This window comes from Microbacterium aquilitoris (assembly GCF_031932285.1).
Classification (GTDB): Bacteria; Actinomycetota; Actinomycetes; order Actinomycetales; family Microbacteriaceae; genus Microbacterium; species Microbacterium aquilitoris.
On record NZ_JAUZVT010000001.1, the window covers coordinates 925,866 to 944,678 of the forward strand.

The window sequence follows — 18,813 nt, forward strand, 5'->3', positions numbered from 1 at the left end:
TCCGATCGCGTCGCCCGACCGCGTCGCCAGCCCAGGGAGAACACCATGACCGAGCAGACCTCCTCGTTCGACCCGGCCTCGACCCACGAGCCGCTGAAGTTCGCGTACTGGGTGCCCAACGTGAGCGGCGGCCTCGTGGTCTCGAACATCGAGCAGCGGACGTCCTGGGATTACGACTACAACGTGAAGCTCGCTCAGACGGCCGAGCGCGTCGGGTTCGAGTACGCCCTCAGCCAGGTGCGGTACCTGTCGAGCTACGGCGCGGCTCAGCAGCACGAGTCGACGTCGATCAGCCTCGCCCTGCTCCTCGCGACCGAGAAGCTGAAGGTCATCGCCGCCGTCCACCCGGGCCTGTGGGAGCCGGCCGTGCTGGCCAAGTTCATCCTCACGGCCGACCAGTTCTCGAAGGGCCGCGCGGCCGTCAACGTCGTCTCGGGCTGGTTCAAGGACGAGTACACGAAGCTCGGCCTCCCGTGGCTCGAGCACGACGAGCGCTACCGCCGCTCCGCCGAGTTCATCGAGGTGCTGCGAAAGCTCTGGACCGAGGAGAACGTGCAGTTCCACGGCGACTTCTATCGCGTGAACGACTTCACGCTGCGCCCCGGCCCCTACCCGGTGCCCGGCCGCCCGCATCCGGACATCTTCCAGGGCGGCAACTCGACGGCCGCGCGCTTCAATGGCGGCGCTCATGCCGACTGGTACTTCTCGAACGGCAAGGACTTCGACGGGTTCACCGAGCAGTACGACGACGTCACCCGGGTCGCCGCTGAGCACGGGCGCACCGTGCGGTTCGGTCTGAACGGGTTCGCGATCGTCCGCGACACTGAGGCGGAAGCACGTGAGCAATTGCGCGAGATCATCGCGCAGGCCGATCCGGCGTCCGTCGAAGGCTTCCGCAAGTCGGTGCAGCAGGCCGGGGCATCCACCGCGGACCGCAAGGGGATGTGGGCCGACTCCTCGTTCGAGGACCTCGTGCAGTACAACGACGGCTTCCGCACCCAGCTGTTCGGTCCGCCCGAGCAGGTCGCCGAGCGCATCATCGCCTACAAGAAGCGCGGGGTGGACCTGTTCCTGCTCGGCTTCCTGCACTTCCAGGAGGAGCTCGAGGCGTTCGGCGAGAAGGTCATCCCGATCGTTCGCGAGCTGGAGGCCGACCTCGCCCGCACCGGCGACCCGATCGGCGTCGCCCGCTGATGCCGGAGGGGGCCGACGTGACGTCGACCCCCTCCGGCATCAGCTGACTCCGATCAGCTCCGGTACACCTGCACGACCGACGGTCGAGGCGCGTTGGGGATGTCGCCCCGTCGCGTCGAGCCGTAGTCGGGGAACAGCGAGGTGGGAGCTGCGACGGTGCCGTTCTCGCCGGGATGCTGCACCGCGACGAACACCAGCTGTTCCCGCGCGTGGATCACGGGGCCGCACGTCTCCGCCTCGCGGGGCACGGCGAGGAACTGCTCCACGTGGCCGCGCTCCCGTCCGGTGAGCGGGACCCGGAACAGGCCGTCGTTGAACCCGATCGTGCTCGGGGCGCCGTCGGTCGAGATCCAGAGGTTGCCGTCCTCGTCGAACGCGAGGTTGTCGGGGCAGGAGATCGGCGACACCTTGTCCTTCGGGTAGCCCGCGAAGTAGGTGCTCGGGTCGGACGGGTTGCCGCACTGCAGCAGGATGCTCCAGCCGAACGACGTGCCCGCCTGACCGTGGCGCTCGGTGATCTCGAGCACGTGACCGAAGCGGTTGCCGGTGCGGGGGTTCGCCTCATCCACCATCGACGTCTTGCCGCGATCGGAGTTGTTCGTCAGGGCCACGTAGATCTTGCCGGTGCGGAGGCTCGGCTGCACGTCCTCGGGGCGGTCCATTTTCGTCGCGCCCATCTTGTCGGCGGCGAGGCGCGTGTAGACGAGGACCTCGTCGATCGTCATGCCGGGCACGACGCTCTTGCCGTGCCGGGTCAGCGCGATCCACTCGCCCGTGCCGTCGAAGGCGCCGTCGGAGGGAAGCTTCCCGGATCCGTCGATCTGGCTCGTGGGGGAGTCGCCGCGGAAGCGCGCGACGTACAGGTCGCCCTCCGAGAGCAGCGACATGTTCTTCTTGCGTGACGAGCTGATGCGGTTCTTCGACACGAACTTGTAGAGGTAGTCGTTGCGCTCGTCGTCGCCCATGTAGGCCACGACGCGGCGGTCCTCCGCGACGATGACGTTCGCGCCCTCGTGCTTGAAGCGACCCATCGCGGTGTGCTTCTTGGGCGTCGAGGTGGGGTCGTCCGGGTCGATCTCGACGATGTACCCGAAGCGGTTGGGCTCGTTGACGTAGCCGGGGTCGAACGAGTTGAACCGCGGGTCGTAGGCCTCCCAGCCGGTCGAGGTCGTCCGCGAGGCGCTCGCCTGGTAGCGCTTCTGGCCGGCCGTGTCGGCGGCCCACGCGAAGTAGCCGTTGAAGTTCTCCTCGCCCGAGAGGATCGTGCCCCACGGGGTCGTGCCGCCCGAGCAGTTGCCGAGCGTGCCGTGGACCCAGCGGCCCTCGGGGTCGGCGGCGGTCTTCACCAGGTCGGAGCCGGCGGCGGGGCCGGTCAGTTCGAACACGGTCTCGACCGTGATGCGCCGGTTGCGGCGGCCGTCGACGACGTAGCGCCACGGTGTGCCGCGGCGACGACGCGTGATCTCGACCACGGACATGCCCTGGGCCGCCTTGAACACCTCACCGCGACGGCGGAGCTCGGCGGCATCCGTCGACGGCGGGAACATGATGTTCGGGTTCACGTACTCGTGGTTGTTGACGAGGACGCCGGTCTTGCCGGAGCGGTCGGCGAGGATGTCGAGGTAGTCGCTGTTGTAGCCGAACTGGCGCTCCTGCGCTGCGCGGCTCTGCCCCTCAAGCGAGAACGTCGGCGCGTCCGAGAACAGCGGGTCGCCCCAGCGGATGATCGGCGACCACGTGTAGCCCTTCGGGACCGTGAGCGCGTCGACGGATGCCGGGACCGGAGCGATCGGCTGGAACGGCAGGCTGTGGTGATTCCAGCCCCAGTGGGACTCGACCGCCCCGCCCGTCGTGGCGGCGGACGCGGCCTGGGGGGTGAGGACGCCGAACGCGTCCGTCGCGACCACGACGGCGCCCGCGGCCGCGGCGCCGATGAGCATGCGGCGCGAGAGAGCGAGCTCGGCGATGCTGCGGAACGTCGGGTTGTCCGACCCGTTGCATTCGGGGCCGAGGCACGCGTTCGCGCACTTGAACTGGCAGGTCACGGCGGAGCGCTTTCCGACGGCGTGAGCCGCGAGGGGAAGCGTCGTGCGGGTGGTGGGGGGTTCCACAGTGGTCACAGGGGGGTCCTCTCGTGCAGATCGGTTCCAGGATCCGTCGGCGTTCCTGCGACGGGGTGAATCACCGGTGAACAGCGCGTGACGGTCCTCGGATGCCACGATGAGGGCGTGCCCCGCTCGTTCCGGACCCTTTCGAAGCTCCGCCCCGGCGACCGCGTCGCCGTGCTCTCGCCGTCGTTCGCGGCGCCCGGCTTCGCCCCCGCGGTGCACGAGCAGGCGCTCCGCCGCATCCGCGACGAACTCGGGCTCGAGCCGGTCGAGTATCCGACGACGCGGATGCTGGGGGCCGACCCGCGCGCCCGCGCCACCGACGTCGAGGCGGCGCTCGCGGCATCCGACGTCCGTGCCGTCTTCGCGAGCATCGGCGGGGACGACCAGATCACGGTCGTGCCGCATGTCGACCTCGCGGGTGCGCTCGCCGACCCGAAGCCGTTCGTCGGGTACAGCGACAACACGCACCTGCTGAACGCCCTCTGGCAGGCGGGCGTGCCCGGCTTCTACGGCGGGTCGACGCAGGTGCACATCGGCGCGGGGCCGGGGCTCGACGGCATCCATCTCCAGTCGCTGCGCGCCGCGCTGTTCGACGGCGGCGAGCTCGAGCTGACCGAACCGGGCGAATCCGAGGACACCGGTGTGGACTGGCTCGATCCACGGGCGCTGACCTCGTACGGCGACCGCGTCCCGACCGAGCCGTGGACGTGGTCCGGGCCGGCGCGGGTCGTCGAGGGCCGCACCTGGGGCGGGTGCCTCGACGTGCTCGACGAGATCGGCCTGGCGGGACGGATGCCGGAGCTCGAGGACCTCCGCGGTGGCATCCTCCTGCTGGAGACGAGTGAGGAACTGCCCTCGCCCCGCCTCGTCGCGCGCTGGGTCCGCGCACTGGGCGAGCGCGGCGTGCTCGGCGTCGTCGCGGGCGTCGTCGTCGCGCGGCCGCCGGTCAGCACATTCGGCGACGAACCGGATGCCGAGACCCGGCGCGCGCGCCGCGAGGCGCAGCGTGAGGTGGTCACCGGGCTCGTCGCCCGCTACAACCCCGACGCCGTCGTCTGCGTCGGCGTGCCCTTCGGGCACACGCGTCCGCAGTGGATCGTGCCGTACGGCGGGACGATGCGCCTCGACGGTGTCGAGCGGCGCGTGTTCGCGTCGTACGACTGACCGGACGGACTCAGCCGGAGGCGACCGCGAACAGGCCCGCGACCCCCACCGCGTAGAGCACGAGGACCGTCAGCGAATCGACGCCCATCCCCAGCACCCGCCGCGAAGGACGGAAGATGAGCCCGACCACGTAGACCAGGGTCAGCAGGGCAGCGAGCGCGGTGAGGTAGATGTCCGTCGCGCCCGCGCGCGGCAGGACGGCCTGGCCCGAGATGACGGTCGCGACGAGGAAGAGCACCGGGAGGAACGCGTTGCCCCCGAAGATGTCGCTCATCGCGAGGTTGTCGTCGCCCTGCCGGATCGCCTGCAGGCCCGTGGAGATCTCGGGGAGCGAGGTCGCGAGGGCGAGGAACGTGGCGCCGAACAGGACGCCCGAGAGCCCGATGTCCTCGGCGATGGCGTCGCCGGCGCGCTCGAGGACCACACCGGCGCCGAGCGTCGCCGCGGCGGCGACCAGGAAGATCGTGACGACCAGCCATGTCGGCCGGCTCTTGTGGGGGTGCTGCGGCTTCGAGCGGCGGTGTCCGGGGGTGTGCGGCGACGCATCGTCGACGGTTCCGCTGCCGCTCCAGGGCAGGTGGCGACCGGCGCGCTGCACGAGCAACAGGCCCGCGATCCAGAGCGCGGTGATGAGGACGACGTCCGGCGTGAGGCGCAGGGCAACGAGTCCTTCCGGCAGCTGGCTGCCGGCCACGACGGCCGCGAGCACGGCCACCACGACGAGCCCTTCGAGGACCAGCACGAGGGATGCCGCGCGGTAGGTCAACGGCTTCACCCCTCGGCCCCGGCGGCCGAACGCGTCGAGTACGACGAGGACGACGGTCTGCAGTGCGATGCCACCGAGGATGTTGCCGACCGCCACCCCGAGGTTGCCCGCCGCAGCGGCGCTGACCGTGATGGCGATCTCGGGCAGGTTCGTCGCGACGGCGAGGATGATCAGCCCGCCGAAGGCGCTGCCGATGTGCCAGCGCGCGTCGAGCACGTCGGTGGTCTTCGAGAGTTGGATGCCGGCGACCCAGACGACGGCGGCGGCTGCGACGAAGACGACGACGACCAGCCAGAACGGGAGCGAGTTCACCGCACCAGTGCACACCCGGAGGCGGCCGTCCGCATAGCGGTTGACGGCGCCGGAAGAGCGTCTCCTACGAGGACGGGTCGACGACCAGCGCGTACTCGGTACCCGACCGCGTGCGTTCGACGAGGTCGTGGTCGACGAGGTGCCGCCGGAGGGCGGCGACGTCGTCGGTGAGGGCTTGGAGCCGCTCGTTGATCCCGCGCTCGTCCAGGACCTCGCCGGGGGCGAGGATGCGGGCGGCGAGGAGAATCAGGAGTTCGCGGCGTTCGTCCGGATTCGACGGATACCCGATCAGACGTCCGTCAGGTGAGAGGTAGCGCGCGATGCCCGTCGGCCTCGGCGCGGAAGGCGCGGCGGCCAGGACGCGGGCGAACGCCCCGCCGTCCGCCCGCAGGTCATCCGTGAGCAGCCCGGCGCGCTGCAGCGTCTCGACCACGTGGCGCCGACGCGACGGCGACAGGCCCTCGAGGGCGTCGTCCGCAGTGGCCCCGAGTGTCAGCCGGGCGAACGCCTCGCGAACGCGGTCGTTCGCGAGCGCGGCCACGAGCGGACGCCAATGGTCATCGCCCGATCGGTCCATGCCAGCACGCTATCGCGCGGCGGGCAGCCTCAGCATCGCGACCGGCCGCGCCCCCGGCACGCCCTCGATCGGGCTGAGCTCCTCGAACCCGAGGCGTCGGTAGAGGCGACGGTTGTCGGGAGTGGAGGATTCGAGGTACGCGCTCTGACGCGTGGTGTCGAGCGTGTCGAGCTGCGCCGACAGCAGCGCCCCGCCCACGCCCCTGCCGCGCGCCGCGGCGCTCACCCCGATCTCGGCGAGGTACCAGTGCGGGGCGCGCGGCCGGTGGCGCGCGAGGCGAGAGAGCAGGGACAGGGCCCGCGGCATCCCGAGCCAGCCGAGCGCCCGCGCGAAGCGGGGGAGCTCCGACGCCTGGCGTGCGAGCGCCCCCCGCTCGGCGTGCGGCCCCTCCCACGCGGCGACGCCGAGGATCGTGCCGTCCGCATCGCGCGCGAGGTCGACCGTGCCCGTCGCGTACGGCCCACTGGCGAGCAGGCCGTGGAACAGATCGGTGAGCCGTTCGTGCCGACGCCGCGTGCCCGGCACGACGGCCGCCATGACGGGGTCCTGCGCGAACGCCTCGGCGAGGATCGCGGCGGCGGAGGCGAGGTCGGTGGCGCGGGCGGGGGTCACGCTGATCATGAGATCTCCTCAATTGGTCCGGGTGGATAAAACTAGTATGGATGCCACCACGCGCCGCACGCTCGGAGATCACTGTGAACGACCCGTCACCTCGCCGGACCTATCTCGACGTCGACGATCGCCGTCGCCAGCTGCTCGACGCCGCGGTCGAGGTGATGGTGCACGACGGGGTCGCCGCGCTGTCGCTCCGCAGCGTCGCGCAGCGAGCGGGCGTCGCCCACCGCGTCGTGAGCTACGCGTTCGGGTCGAAGGCCGATCTCGTGACCGCCCTGCTCGAGCGGGAGTCCGGTCTGCTGACGCGCCGGCTGTGGGCCGAGCCGCTCGCACCGCTCCCCCTCGGCGAGGCCGTCGCTGCGGCGCTCCACACCTTCGTCGCCGAGCTGCGGCGCGAGCGCGCGCGTCACGAACGTCTTGCCGAGCTCACCGCGATGGCTCGCTCATCCGAGGCGCTCGCCGGTGCCGCGCGGGCCGAGACCGAGGCTGTCCGCGGGGAGATCGAGCGGCTCGTCGAGGCGTGGATGGCGTCCCGGGGCGGTGTGCTGACCGCGCCGACGGCGACGCTCGTGGCCGTCGTGCATGCGGCGGCCGAGGGACTCGCCGCGTGGTGGCTCGCGACCGGAGACGACGAACACGTCGACGATGTCATCCGGGTGTTCGCCGCGGGGCTCGCCGGATTCGAACGCGCGTAGCGGACGCACAGCAGACGCATCGAAAAACCGCCCTACGCTGGCGGGACACCGAGGAGGACACACGACGATGACTTCGACACCGCCGGCATCCGATCTGCAGGAACGCCCCTGGCTGGCCGCTTACGCGCCCGGCGTCCCCGCAGACATCGACCCCGTCGACGAGACGCTCGTCGACCTGCTCGACCACTCGGTCGCGCGCTACGGGTCGAAGGTCGCGACCGAGTTCTTCGGCGCCGAAACCACCTACGCCGAACTCGGCGAGCAGGTCTCGCGCGCGGCGAACGCCCTGCGCAAGCTCGGCGTCAGCGCCGGCGACCGCGTCGCGCTCGTCCTCCCGAACTGCCCGCAGCACATCGTCGCGTTCTACGCCGCTCTGCGCATCGGCGCGATCGTCGTCGAGCACAACCCGACCTACACGGCCCGTGAGCTGCGGCACCAGTTCGAGGTGCACGAGGCCGTCGTCGCGATCGTCTGGGACAAGATCGCCGACATGGTCGCCGAGTTCCCGAGCGACATCGCGCCCGCCGCGATCGTCGCCGTCGACATGACCGACGCCCTGCCCTGGGCATCGCGCGCCGCCCTGCGCCTGCCCGTCCCCGCCCTCCGCGAGCGACGCGAGGCGCTGACCTCGAAGCCGACCGCGCGGGGGATCATCCGGTGGTCGCAGTTCACGAACGCCCGCCGGCTGCCCCGCAAGTACGCGCGGCCCGCCCTCGACGACACCGCGCTCCTGCAGCTCACGAGCGGGACGACCGGGATGCCGAAGGCCGCCGTCCTCTCGCACCGGAACCTCCGCTCGAACGCGGAGCAGGGGCGCGCGTGGGTGCCGGGGCTGACCGAGGGCGAAGAGACGTTCTACGCCGTCCTCCCGATGTTCCACGCCTACGGGCTGACCCTGTGCCTCACCTTCGCGGTGTCGATCGGGGCGCGGATCGTGCTGTTCCCCAAGTTCGACGTCGACCTCGTCGTGGGCGCGTTGAAGAAGTCGCCGCCGACGTTCCTGCCGGGCGTGCCGCCGATCTACGACGCGCTGTCGCGGGCCAGCACCCGCAAGGGCGTCGACCTCTCGACGATCCGCTTCGCGATCTCGGGTGCCATGAGCCTCCCGGTCCCCACCGTGACCCGGTGGGAGGAGGTCACGGGCGGCCTGCTCGTCGAGGGCTACGGCATGACCGAGACCTCGCCGGTCGCCCTCGGCAACCCGATCGGCCCGACGCGCCGCCCGGGCACCGTCGGCGTGCCGTTCCCCAGCACGGACATCCGGGTGGTCGACCCCGACGACCCGAACGTCGACCGTCCCGCCGGTGAGGCGGGCGAGCTCCTCATCCGCGGGCCGCAGGTGTTCCAGGGCTACTGGCGCCGCCCCGAGGAGACCGCCGCGGTCCTCCTCGACGGCGGATGGCTGCGCACCGGCGACATCGTCACCGTCTCGGAGGATGGCTTCGTCACCGTCGTCGACCGCGTCAAGGAGCTCATCATCACGGGCGGGTTCAACGTCAGCCCGAGCGAGGTCGAGCAGGTTCTGACGCTGCACCCCGACGTCGAGTCCGCCGCGGTCGTGGGCGTCCCACGGGCCACCGGCGGCGAGGACGTGGTCGCGGCTGTCGTCATGAAGCCGGGGACGGCGTTCGAGGCATCCGCCCTCAAGGACTTCGCCCGCTCGCACCTCGCCGCCTACAAGGTGCCCCGGAAGGTCGTGCAACTCGACGATCTGCCGCGCTCGCAGATCGGCAAGGTGCTCCGCCGCCAGGTGCGGGAGCAGCTGACCGCGCGCTGATCCGCCGCGGTGATCTGTCCGCGCTGATCTGTCAAGGGTCGTCGCGCTGGGCGGTGTCGACTGGCAGGGTGGATGCCGCACCCCACCCCGTCGAAGGAGACTCATGTCGCAGCGCACACTCGGACCGTTCACCGTCTCGGCCATTGGACTCGGCGCGATGCCGGTGTCGATGAACGGCAACGGCCTGCCCTCGCACGACGACGCCGTCGCGACGGTGCGCGCGGCGCTCGACGCGGGCGTGACGCTCATCGACACCGCCGACATCTACGCCCCCAGCTGGGACGAGATGGGCCACAACGAGCGGATCGTCGCCGACGCGCTCGCCGGCTGGGACGGCGACCGGTCGTCGATCGTCGTCGCCACGAAGGGCGGCATCACCCGGACGGCCGAGAAGGACTTCGGTCGCGACGGATCGCTCGGCTACCTCCGCAGCGCCGTCCAGAAGTCGCTCGCCAACCTGCAGGTCGACGTCATCGACCTGTACCAGTACCACCGCCCCGACCGCTGGATGGTCTACGGCGAGGTCATGCAGAACCTCAAGACGCTGCAGGACGAGGGACTCGTCCGCACCGTCGGCATCTCGAACGCCAGCGTCGAGGAGATCCAGATCGCGCAGGAGGTCCTCGGTGAGGGGAACCTCACGAGCGTGCAGAACGAGTTCTCGCCGCGGCATCCCGGCAGCTACGGCGAGCTCCGGTACTGCGTCGAGAACGGCATCGCCTTCCTGCCGTGGAGCCCGCTCGGCGGCATCGGCGGCGCCGGCTCGATCGGGGAGCGGTTCACGGTGTTCGCCGAGATCGGCCAGGCGCACGGCGTGAGCCCGCAGCAGGTCGTGCTCGCCTGGGAGCTGTCGCTCGGCGAGACCGTCATCCCCATCCCCGGGGCGAGCCGCCCGGCATCCATCACCGACTCGTTCCAGGCGCGCGACCTCGAGCTGTCGGCGGACGAGCTCGCCCGCTGCTCGACCGCCGTCGGCATCGAGGTCTGAGGGGCGTTCGGCCCTGGGGCTCGGTCGCCGTGCCCGATGCAAGTTCAGCGTGCGAAACGGCGGCCGTGGCGGCCCCAAACTACCTCTGGACCTGCACTCGGCACGTCAGCCGGCCTTGAGCAGGTGCTCTCGCTCGACGATCTCGAGCGAGAGCACCTTGTAGCCCTCGCTGTCGAAGAACACCCGCATGCGGTCGTCGTCGATCGAGACGACGGTGCCGGCGCCCCACTCGCGGTGCGACACCTTCTCATCGATCTCGAATCCCGCGTCCGAAGCGGATGCCGGGGCCCGAACGGCGTCTGCTGCTCCTGCCGCGCAGGTGTCGCAGTTGCCGCATGGCTCGTCGAGGTCTTGCCCGAAATAGCCGAGCAGCACCTGGCGCCGGCAGCGCCGCGTCTCGGCGTACTCGCGCATCGTCTCGATGCGGGAGCGCTCGATCCGCTCGCGCTCCTCGACTCGCTCGAGTGCCGCCTTCACGGCGGCGCGCTCGTCGAGGTTCCGCCGGAGCGACACCCCGGACTTCGACGCGCGTGCCGACCCGGTGTCGATCAGCAGCGTGAGCAGTCCCGTCACGCGGCGCGGTGACAGCCCGGATTCCTTCGCGAGAGCGGACTTCAGGCGCGCCCGCGTCGACATCGCCCGCATGAGGGCGCGAAGCTCGGCGGCATCCGGATTCTTCGTCGCGAAGTAGCGCCGCAGGGCGAGATCCTCCGCGCGGTAGTGCAGGGTGCCGTGGGCCTCTTCACCGTCGCGGCCAGCGCGGCCGAGCTCCTGGAAGTAGGCGTCGATCGACTCGGGGACGTCGGCGTGGATGACGAATCGCACGTTCTCCTTGTCGATGCCCATGCCGAACGCGCTCGTCGCGACGACGACGTCGAGCTCGTCGCAGAGGAACTGCCGGTGCACCTCCGCCCGCTCCTTCGACGGGAGACCGGCGTGGTACGCCCGCGCCCGCTTGCCGCGCTCGGTCAGGTCGTCGGCGTACCGCTCCGCCGAGCGCCGCGTCGATGTGTAGAGGAGCCCCGGGACGGGAAGCGAGGCGACCTCGTCGACCACGGCGGCGCGCTTCTCGCGGTCGTCGCCGTGCCGTCGGACGCCGAGGCGAATCGACGGTCGGTCGACGTCGCCGATGTGGATGGAGGGGTCGTCGAGTCCGAGGCGGGCCGCGATCTCCTCGCGGACGGGGGTGGATGCCGTCGCGGTCAGCGCGAGGATCGGTGGTCGCCCGAGGCGCTCGGCGACCTCGCCGAGACCGAGGTAATCGGGACGGAAGTCGTGCCCCCACGAGGCGATGCAGTGCGCCTCGTCGACGGCGAGGAGCGCGATGTCGAGGGTGGCGAGCTCGGCGACGACCTCGTCGCCTGCCAGTTGCTCGGGTGCGAGGAGCACGTAGGTCGCCTCGCCCTCGCGCAGGCGGCGCCACGCCTCGGCGCGGGCCTTCTCGCCCCGCCCGGAGTTGAGGGCCACGGCCTTCGGCGCATCGGGGGCGTGCGCGAGACCGGCGAGCTGGTCCTCCTGCAACGCGATGAGCGGAGACACGACGACGGTGACGCCGGGCCGCAGCGCTGCGGTCACCTGGTAGACGGCGGACTTGCCCGATCCGGTCGCCCAGACGACCATCACGTCGCGCCCGCCGGCAGCGGCTTCGATCGCATCGAGCTGCGCCGGTCGCAGATGCGTCAGCCCGAACCGCTCGGCGGCGACGCGCTCGACCTCGGCGCGATCGGGGGCGGACGATGCAGAGGTGGAGCGGCGTGGCATCCCTCCACGGTCGTCGACGCCGCAACGTCCGAGGACACCCTTGACACCGGATGCCTCGGGCACCAAGCCTGGCAGGATCCCGCCGTTCCCTGACCGCCGCACGGGAGGACCGCGTGCCAGGCTCGACGTGTGCAGATCCCGCCGCGAGACCTCGCCCTCGACCGCGCTGCGCTCGTCGTCATCGACGTGCAGCGCGGCTTCGACGACACCGCGCACTGGGGCGAGCGCGACAACCCCGAGTGCGAGGCGAACATCGCCGCACTGCTCGAGCGGTGGCGTGAGCTCGGCTGGCCGGTCGTCTTCGTCCGGCACGACTCGACGTCGCCGGTGTCGCCGCTTCGACCCGGCCAGCCGGGCAACGACCTCAAGCCGGAGGTCACCGGCATCCCGGATCTGCTCGTCACGAAGAGCGTGAACTCGTCGTTCCACGGGACGCCCGACCTCGACGCGTGGCTGCGCGCGAACGGGATCGAGCAGATCGTCGTCACGGGCATCTCGACGAACCACTGCTGCGAGACGACGGCCCGCGTGGGTGGCAACCTCGGCTACGACGTGTACTTCGCCCTCGACGCCACCCACTCGTTCGACCGGACGGCGCCCGACGGCACCGTCGTCACCGCAGCGACGCTCGCGGCGATCACCGCGACAAACCTCGACGGGGAGTTCGCCACCGTCTGCTCGAGCGCCGACCTGCTCCGCTGAACCGACCCTGTCGCCGCGACGGGGTCCGCGGTTAGCGTGGAGGGATGCCGCAGAACCCCTTCGCCTCGCTCGAGGACTACATCGCCCTGCCCCGCATCGACGCCGTCGCGCTCTCGCCCGACGGCACCCGCGCCGTCCTCACGGTCGCGACCCTGAACAAGGACAAGACCGGATACGACCGGGCGCTGTGGGAGGTCCCGGCGACCGGTGGCGGCACGCCCCGCCGGCTGACCCGCTCGGCGAAGGGCGAGCAGGGCGCCGCGTTCACCGCGGACGGCGACCTGCTGTTCCTGAGCGCCCGCCCCGATGCGGAGGGCGACGGCGAGGACGAGGCCGCGCAGCTCTGGCTCCTCCCCGCGAAGGGCGGCGATGCGCGCGCGATCACACGCCTGGCCGGGGGAGTGTCGGGCATCGCGGCCGTCGCGGATGCGGCATCCGTCGCCGTCCTCGCCGCCGACCTGCTGCCGTCGGCGGACTCGCTCGAGGCCGACGCGAAGCTGCGGGCCGAGCGGAAGAAGCGCAAGCTCTCGGCGATCCTGCACACGACCTACCCGGTCCGCTACTGGGACCACGACCTCGGACCCGCCGAGCCGCACCTGCTCTCGCTCGACCTCGACGCGCTCGCCGAGACGATCGGATCGCTCGCCGCTTCGGACACGGCGGAGGACGAACCGGATGCCACGACCCCCTACCCCGCGTCGCTTCCGCGCCCGCGTGACCTGACGCCCGCCCCCGGCCGCGCGGCAGACACCGCCGGGACGGCGCTCACCCCCGACGGCCGCACGCTCATCGCCGCCATGCGCTTCCCGCAGGGCCGCGCCGAGCGGTTCGCGATCGTCTCGATCGACGTCGCGTCGGGCGCGCACACGACCCTGTTCGAGGAGCGGTCGACGTACTTCGAGTCGCCGGCCGTCAGCCACGACGGACGGTCGATCGCCTACGGGCGGGCGGCGTTCTCGGACCCGACCGGCCCCGCCGATCAGGAGCTCTGGATCGCCGGCATCGACGGCTCGGAGCCGCGCCGGATCGCGGAGGGCTGGGACCGCTGGCCGACCAGCATCGCGTTCGCGCACGACGACACCGCGCTCATCGTGACCGCCGACCAGGATGGGCGAGGCCCCGTCTTCCGCGTGCCGCTCGACGGCGGCGCTCCCGTGCAGCTCACGACCGACGACCACGCGTACTCGAACGTGTCCGTCGACCGCGCGACGGGCGCGCTCGTGGCGCTCCGCTCGTCGTGGATGGTGCCGCCGCATCCGGTCCGCATCGACCCCGACGGCACCGTGACCGCGCTCGCGACGCCGGCTGCGCTGCCCACGCCCGCCGGAACGATGACCGAGGTCGAGACGACCGCCGAGGACGGCGCCCGGGTGCGCGGCTGGTTGCTCCTGCCCGCGGGGGCGGATGCGGCATCCCCCGCGCCTCTCCTGCTCTGGATCCACGGCGGGCCGCTGAACAGCTGGAACGCCTGGAGCTGGCGCTGGAGCCCGCAGCTCGCGCTCGCCCGCGGGTATGCCGTGCTGCTGCCCGACCCGGCGCTGTCGACCGGGTACGGCCTCGAGTTCATCGCCCGGGGCTGGAACAGCTGGGGCGAGAAGCCGTACACCGACCTCATGTCGATCACCGACGAGGTCGTCGCGCGCGCGGACATCGACGAGACGAAGACGGCCGCGATGGGCGGCTCGTTCGGCGGGTACATGGCGAACTGGGTCGCCGGTCACACCGACCGCTTCCGCGCCATCGTGACCCACGCGAGCCTGTGGGCCCTCGACCAGTTCGCCGGGACGACCGACGCTTCGTCGTACTGGCAGGAGATCTTCACGCCCGAGGCGATGGCCCTGAACTCACCGCACCGCTACGTGAAGGACATCTCCACACCGCTGCTCGTGATCCACGGCGACCGCGACTACCGCGTGCCGATCGGCGAGAGCCTGCGCCTCTGGTCGGAGCTCAACGAGCACTTCGGCGAAGACGACGGGTCGACCGTGCACCGGTTCCTGTACTTCCCCGACGAGAACCATTGGGTGCTGAAGCCGCAGCATGCCGTCGTCTGGTACGAGACGGTGTTCGGCTTCCTCGGCGAGCACGTGCACGGCACGCCCGCGCCGAAGGTCGCCGGGCTCGGCTGAGGCGAGCCCGGCTGACCTGCGTCAGTGCGCGGCGACCTTCGCGCGTCCGAGCGAGGGCACGAGGACCGGCGTCGCGGTCTTGTACGCCTCGTAGTCGGCGTCGCCTCCCCAGCGCTTGTCGGCCTTCTTCTCGAGAAGCGGGATACCGCTCACCCGGGTCAGCAGCAGGATCACGAACACGGGCGAGAGCAGGCCGATCCACTGCCAGCCCTCGAAGACCGGTGCGGCGACGATCGCGACGCCGACCCACGCGAGGATCTCGCCGAAGTAGTTGGGGTGGCGGGAGCGCGACCACAGCCCGGTCCGGATGAAGCGGCCCTTGTTGGCGGGGTCCGCCTTGAACGCGTTCTTCTGCAGGTCGGCGACGACCTCGATGAGCATGCCGACGATCCAGATCACGATGCCGATGCCGGCGAACACGTCGAACGAGACGCGGTCCGCGGGCTCGGTCGCCATCGCGATCCACGCCGCGGCGGCCGTGATGCTGACCCAGAGGCCCTGCATGATCCAGACGCGCAGGAACGACAGCGGGTGGACCTTGATGTCGTCGAAGCGGTCGTCGCTGCCGGAGCGGTGGATGCGGATGAAGAGGAACGAGCCGAGGCGGGCCGCCCAGATGATCACCATCGCCGCCAGGGCGAGCGAGCGGGCGTCGGGCGACGGCGACAGGAGGGTGACGCCGAGCGTGACCAGGATGAACGTCGCGCTGCCGGTGGCGTCGAAGAAGCGCTCGGTGCGAGCGATCGCCGACGGGATGTAGACGAGCACCTGCACGGCGAACGCGGCGGCGACGGCGAGGGCGAAGACCGGGATGCCGCCGACGGTCGCGCCTCCCTGGCTGCCCGCGAGCGCGACGAGCGCGCCGATGACGAGCCCGACGACGACGGTGATGACGGCGGAACGGTTCTGCGAAGACATGGTGGCCTTTCGAGGCGGGGGAAGGTCAGCTGTAGAGGGCGGCGACGACGTCGGAGCCGCGCTCGAGGAGGACGCGGCGCTTGATCTTGAGCGTCGGCGTGATGATGGTGGTGTCGGCGAGGTCGGCGGCGATGACCGTGAAGCGGCGCACCTGCTCGCTGCGTGAGACGAGCGCGTTCGCGGCGTCGATGCTCCGCTGGATCCGCGCCCGCAGGCCTTCGTCGGGGATCTCGCGCAGTTGGCCGGCGGCGGGCGCATCGCCCTGGCGGGCGGCCTCGTCGGGATCGAGGACGATGAGCGCGGTGAGGTACGACCGTCCCTCGCCGACCATGACGGCGTGCGAGACGAGCGGGTCCGCTTCGACGGCGAACTCCCACGGGGCGGGGACGACGGTCTTGCCGGTCGAGGTGACGATGACGTCCTTGACCCGGCCGTCGATGATGAGCCGCCCTTCGGCGTCGAAGCGGCCGAGGTCGCCGGTGCGGAAGAATCCGTCGACGAAGGCGTCGGCGTCGTGCGCGGGGTCGCGATAGCCGCGGAAGACGCCGATCCCCTTCGCGAGGATCTCGCCGTCGTCGCCGATGCGGACGGTCGAGCCGGGGAGGGGTCGACCGACCGTGCCTGCACGGATGTCGCCGGGCAGGTTGCCGGTGAGCGGCGCGGTCGTCTCGGTGAGGCCGTAGCCCTCGATGACGGGAACCCCGATGCCGCGGAAGAACAGCGACACCTCGGGGTCGAGCCGCGCACCGCCCGAGAGGATGTAGTCGACCCGTCCGCCCATCACGGCGCGCAGGCGGCGGAAGAACAGGGTCTCGAACAGGCGCTGACGAACGGATGCCGGTGCCCGCCCGTCCGTGCGCTGCTCGGCCGCGCGTCCGCCCGAGACGGCGGTCGCGACAGCGGCGCGCCACACGCGGCCGAGGTGCGCGGCATCCGCCTTCTGCGCGGCGGCTGCCTGGATGCGCTCCAGAACGCGGGGGACGACGACGAGGAACGTCGGCCGGAGGACCGACAGTGTCTCGACGACCGTGCTCGGGTCGCTCAGATGCGCGATGCGCATGCCGTTCGCGAGGCAGATGAGCTGCAGTCCGCGTGCGAGGACGTGCGCGAGCGGAAGGAAGATGATCGTGTTGCCCTGCTCGTGGACGACCTCGCCGTAGGCCGCGGCGATGTTGAGCACCTGGCCGAGGAAGTTCCGGTGCGTGAGCACGGCTCCCTTGGGCTCCCCGGTCGTGCCGGAGGTGTAGACGATGGTCGCGGGTGCGTCGAGGTCGGCCGCCGTGCGGTGGCGCTCGAGGTCGGCATCCGTCACGTCGTCGGCCCGCGAGCGCAGGTCGTCGAGGGTCCGGATGCCGCCGGCCACCCGGTCGGCCGGGTCCATCGCATAGGCGCCCAGGCGTCCCGCGCCGGTTTCGGCGAAGGCGTCGGCGAGGCGGCGGGTCTGGGCTTCGGTTCCGCCGACGCCCAGCACGACGCCGGCGTCGGCGACGATGCCGGCGACCTGGACGGGCGACGACGTCTCGTACACGGGCACGACGACGGCGCCTGCGAACCAGGCGGCGAGGTCGGTGACGGCCCATTCGTAGCGTGTGGAGGCCATGATCGCGAGAGCGTCGCCGGGGGCGACACCCGCGGCGATGAAGCCCTTCGCGAGCCGGCGGACCTCGCCGAGGAACCGGACGGTGGATACCTGCCGCCACGAGCCGTCGCCGGTGGCGACGTCGAACGCGGCGTGGTGGGGAGCCTTCTCGGCACGCTGGACGAGGAGGTCCGTGACGTTGCGATGCCCGTCGACGGGCGCGAGAAGGGGAGTGTGTATCTGCGGCACACAGATGATTCGGAGCCCGAACCGGATCGGATGCCGCTATCTTCCGCGCGGGCGCGAGAGGGTCAGCGCAGGCGCAGGACCGCGTCCCACAGGGCGTCGGCGACGACGCGCTTGGTCCCCGCAGCCTGCGATGCGACCTCGTCGGTGGCGTCGACGAAGAGCACGCGGTTCTCGGCCGTCTCGAAGCCCTCCTGCCAGCCGACGCGGTTCACGGCGAGCAGATCGACGCCCTTGCGCGCGCGTTTGCGGATGCCCCGTTCGCGCAGCTCCGCCTCGTCGGCAGCCGTCTCGGCCGCGAACCCCACGATCGTCTGACCCGGACGACGCGCCTGGACGAGTCCGATGAGCACGTCGGGGTTCTCGACGAGATCGAGGGCGACGGTGCCGTCCTCCTTGCGGATCTTGACGTCCGAGACCTCGGGGACCGAGAAGTCGGCGACCGCGGCGGCCATGACGACGACGTCGGCCTCGGCGCTCGCGGCGCGCATCGCGGCATCCATCTCGACAGCGGTCAAGGCACGTTCGACGGCTATCCGCGGGTGGTGGAGGGCCTTGTCGAGCACGCCCTCGTCGACGTGCGCCGCGACGAGGTGGACGTACGCGCCGCGGTCGGCGGCGGCGAGGGCGACGGCCACCCCCTGCTTTCCGCTGGACCGGTTGCCGAGGAAGCGGACGGGGTCGATGGGTTCGCGCGTGCCGCCGGTCGACACCGCGACGCGCAGATCGGCGAGATCGGATGCCGGGGCACCGGCGGCAGCGAGGGCAGCCGCGACGATCTCGTCGGGCTCGACCATGCGCCCGGGTCCGCCGTCGCCGCCGGTCAGCAGGCCGTCCGCAGGGCCGACGATGTGCACGCCGCGCGAACGGAGGGTCGCTATGTTGGCCTGCGTCGCGGCGTGGTCCCACATGGCGGTGTGCATGGCGGGTGCGACGACGACGGGCGCGGTCGTGGCGAGGAGGGTGACGCCGAGGAGGTTGTCGGAGATGCCGGCGGCCATCTTGGCGAGCGTGTTCGCGGTCGCCGGCGCGACGATCACGAGATCGGCCTGCGTGCCGAGGGCGACGTGGCGGACCTCGGCGACGTCGTCGTGCACGCTCGTCGTGACAGGATGGCGGCTGATCGCCTCCCACGTGGCGGTCCCGACGAAGCGCAGCGAGTCCTCGGTGGGAACAACGTGCACCTCGTGCCCGTTCGTCACCAGTGCGCGGACCACCTGCACCGTTTTGTACGCGGCGATGCCGCCCGAGACGCCCACGACGACGAACATGGTCCGAT

Annotated in this window: 15 protein-coding genes; 7 read left to right on the plus strand and 8 right to left on the minus strand. The window is 71.4% G+C overall.

What is annotated here, in order from left to right; all coding sequences use genetic code 11:
- Nucleotides 1-45: 45 nt before the first annotated feature.
- Nucleotides 46-1,194 carry a dimethylsulfone monooxygenase SfnG gene (sfnG, locus tag Q9S78_RS04460; protein WP_020097982.1) on the plus strand — a complete coding sequence of 383 codons (1,149 nt, stop codon included), beginning with the start codon at nucleotides 46-48 and terminating at the stop codon, nucleotides 1,192-1,194.
- Nucleotides 1,195-1,247: 53 nt separating this feature from the next.
- Here the strand turns inward: sfnG and Q9S78_RS04465 are convergent, their stop codons facing one another.
- Entirely contained in the window at nucleotides 1,248-3,314 is a 2,067-nt protein-coding gene (locus Q9S78_RS04465; protein WP_311858951.1) for a PhoX family protein, read from the minus strand.
- Nucleotides 3,315-3,422: 108 nt separating this feature from the next.
- Here Q9S78_RS04465 and Q9S78_RS04470 point away from each other — a divergent pair, with 108 nt between their 5' ends.
- A complete protein-coding gene (locus tag Q9S78_RS04470; RefSeq protein ID WP_311869062.1) occupies nucleotides 3,423-4,469 on the plus strand; it encodes an LD-carboxypeptidase in 1,047 nt (348 codons plus the stop codon).
- A gap of 10 nt (nucleotides 4,470-4,479) precedes the next feature.
- Here the strand turns inward: Q9S78_RS04470 and Q9S78_RS04475 are convergent, their stop codons facing one another.
- The 3 genes from Q9S78_RS04475 to Q9S78_RS04485 all read right to left on the minus strand — a co-directional run bounded on the left by Q9S78_RS04475 (nucleotide 4,480) and on the right by Q9S78_RS04485 (nucleotide 6,745).
- Nucleotides 4,480-5,547 carry a sodium:calcium antiporter gene (locus Q9S78_RS04475; protein WP_311869065.1) on the minus strand — a complete coding sequence of 356 codons (1,068 nt, stop codon included), beginning with the start codon at nucleotides 5,545-5,547 and terminating at the stop codon, nucleotides 4,480-4,482.
- 64 nt (nucleotides 5,548-5,611) lie between these two features.
- Nucleotides 5,612-6,124: a DUF2087 domain-containing protein gene (locus Q9S78_RS04480; protein ID WP_311858955.1), complete on the minus strand. Its 513-nt coding sequence runs from the start codon at nucleotides 6,122-6,124 to the stop codon at nucleotides 5,612-5,614.
- Between the two features lie 9 nt (nucleotides 6,125-6,133).
- On the minus strand, nucleotides 6,134-6,745 hold the full coding sequence (locus Q9S78_RS04485) for a GNAT family N-acetyltransferase (protein ID WP_311869068.1): 612 nt from the start codon (nucleotides 6,743-6,745) through the stop codon (nucleotides 6,134-6,136).
- Nucleotides 6,746-6,819: 74 nt separating this feature from the next.
- Between Q9S78_RS04485 and Q9S78_RS04490 the strand changes: the two genes are divergently transcribed.
- From Q9S78_RS04490 to Q9S78_RS04500, 3 genes are all read left to right on the plus strand, one after another.
- Nucleotides 6,820-7,434, plus strand: coding sequence for a TetR/AcrR family transcriptional regulator (locus Q9S78_RS04490; RefSeq protein WP_311869071.1), 615 nt, complete (start codon nucleotides 6,820-6,822; stop codon nucleotides 7,432-7,434).
- 67 nt (nucleotides 7,435-7,501) lie between these two features.
- Nucleotides 7,502-9,211, plus strand: a complete 1,710-nt coding sequence (locus Q9S78_RS04495; protein WP_311869072.1) for a long-chain-fatty-acid--CoA ligase — start codon at nucleotides 7,502-7,504, stop codon at nucleotides 9,209-9,211.
- A 103-nt stretch (nucleotides 9,212-9,314) separates the two neighbouring features.
- Entirely contained in the window at nucleotides 9,315-10,199 is an 885-nt protein-coding gene (locus tag Q9S78_RS04500) for an aldo/keto reductase (RefSeq protein ID WP_311858962.1), read from the plus strand.
- Between the two features lie 105 nt (nucleotides 10,200-10,304).
- On the opposite strand, the gene Q9S78_RS04505 is transcribed toward Q9S78_RS04500, so the two are convergent.
- Nucleotides 10,305-12,023 (minus strand): RecQ family ATP-dependent DNA helicase, encoded by a 1,719-nt coding sequence (locus Q9S78_RS04505; RefSeq protein WP_311869677.1) that lies wholly within the window; start codon nucleotides 12,021-12,023, stop codon nucleotides 10,305-10,307.
- Nucleotides 12,024-12,089: 66 nt separating this feature from the next.
- On the opposite strand from Q9S78_RS04505, the gene Q9S78_RS04510 reads away from it, so the two are divergent.
- Both Q9S78_RS04510 and Q9S78_RS04515 read left to right on the plus strand, forming a co-directional pair.
- Entirely contained in the window at nucleotides 12,090-12,662 is a 573-nt protein-coding gene (locus Q9S78_RS04510; RefSeq protein ID WP_311869074.1) for a cysteine hydrolase family protein, read from the plus strand.
- A gap of 44 nt (nucleotides 12,663-12,706) precedes the next feature.
- Nucleotides 12,707-14,791, plus strand: a complete 2,085-nt coding sequence (locus tag Q9S78_RS04515) for an alpha/beta fold hydrolase (RefSeq protein WP_116228138.1) — start codon at nucleotides 12,707-12,709, stop codon at nucleotides 14,789-14,791.
- A 21-nt stretch (nucleotides 14,792-14,812) separates the two neighbouring features.
- Here the strand turns inward: Q9S78_RS04515 and Q9S78_RS04520 are convergent, their stop codons facing one another.
- The 3 genes from Q9S78_RS04520 to coaBC form a co-directional block, all read right to left on the minus strand.
- Nucleotides 14,813-15,709: a DUF1295 domain-containing protein gene (locus tag Q9S78_RS04520; protein ID WP_116228139.1), complete on the minus strand. Its 897-nt coding sequence runs from the start codon at nucleotides 15,707-15,709 to the stop codon at nucleotides 14,813-14,815.
- A gap of 25 nt (nucleotides 15,710-15,734) precedes the next feature.
- Nucleotides 15,735-17,537 carry an AMP-dependent synthetase/ligase gene (locus Q9S78_RS04525; protein ID WP_311869078.1) on the minus strand — a complete coding sequence of 601 codons (1,803 nt, stop codon included), beginning with the start codon at nucleotides 17,535-17,537 and terminating at the stop codon, nucleotides 15,735-15,737.
- Nucleotides 17,538-17,599: 62 nt separating this feature from the next.
- The gene (coaBC, locus tag Q9S78_RS04530; protein WP_311869080.1) at nucleotides 17,600-18,805 is read right to left on the minus strand and encodes a bifunctional phosphopantothenoylcysteine decarboxylase/phosphopantothenate--cysteine ligase CoaBC; all 1,206 of its coding nucleotides are present in this window, start codon (nucleotides 18,803-18,805) and stop codon (nucleotides 17,600-17,602) included.
- Nucleotides 18,806-18,813: the final 8 nt, after the last annotated feature.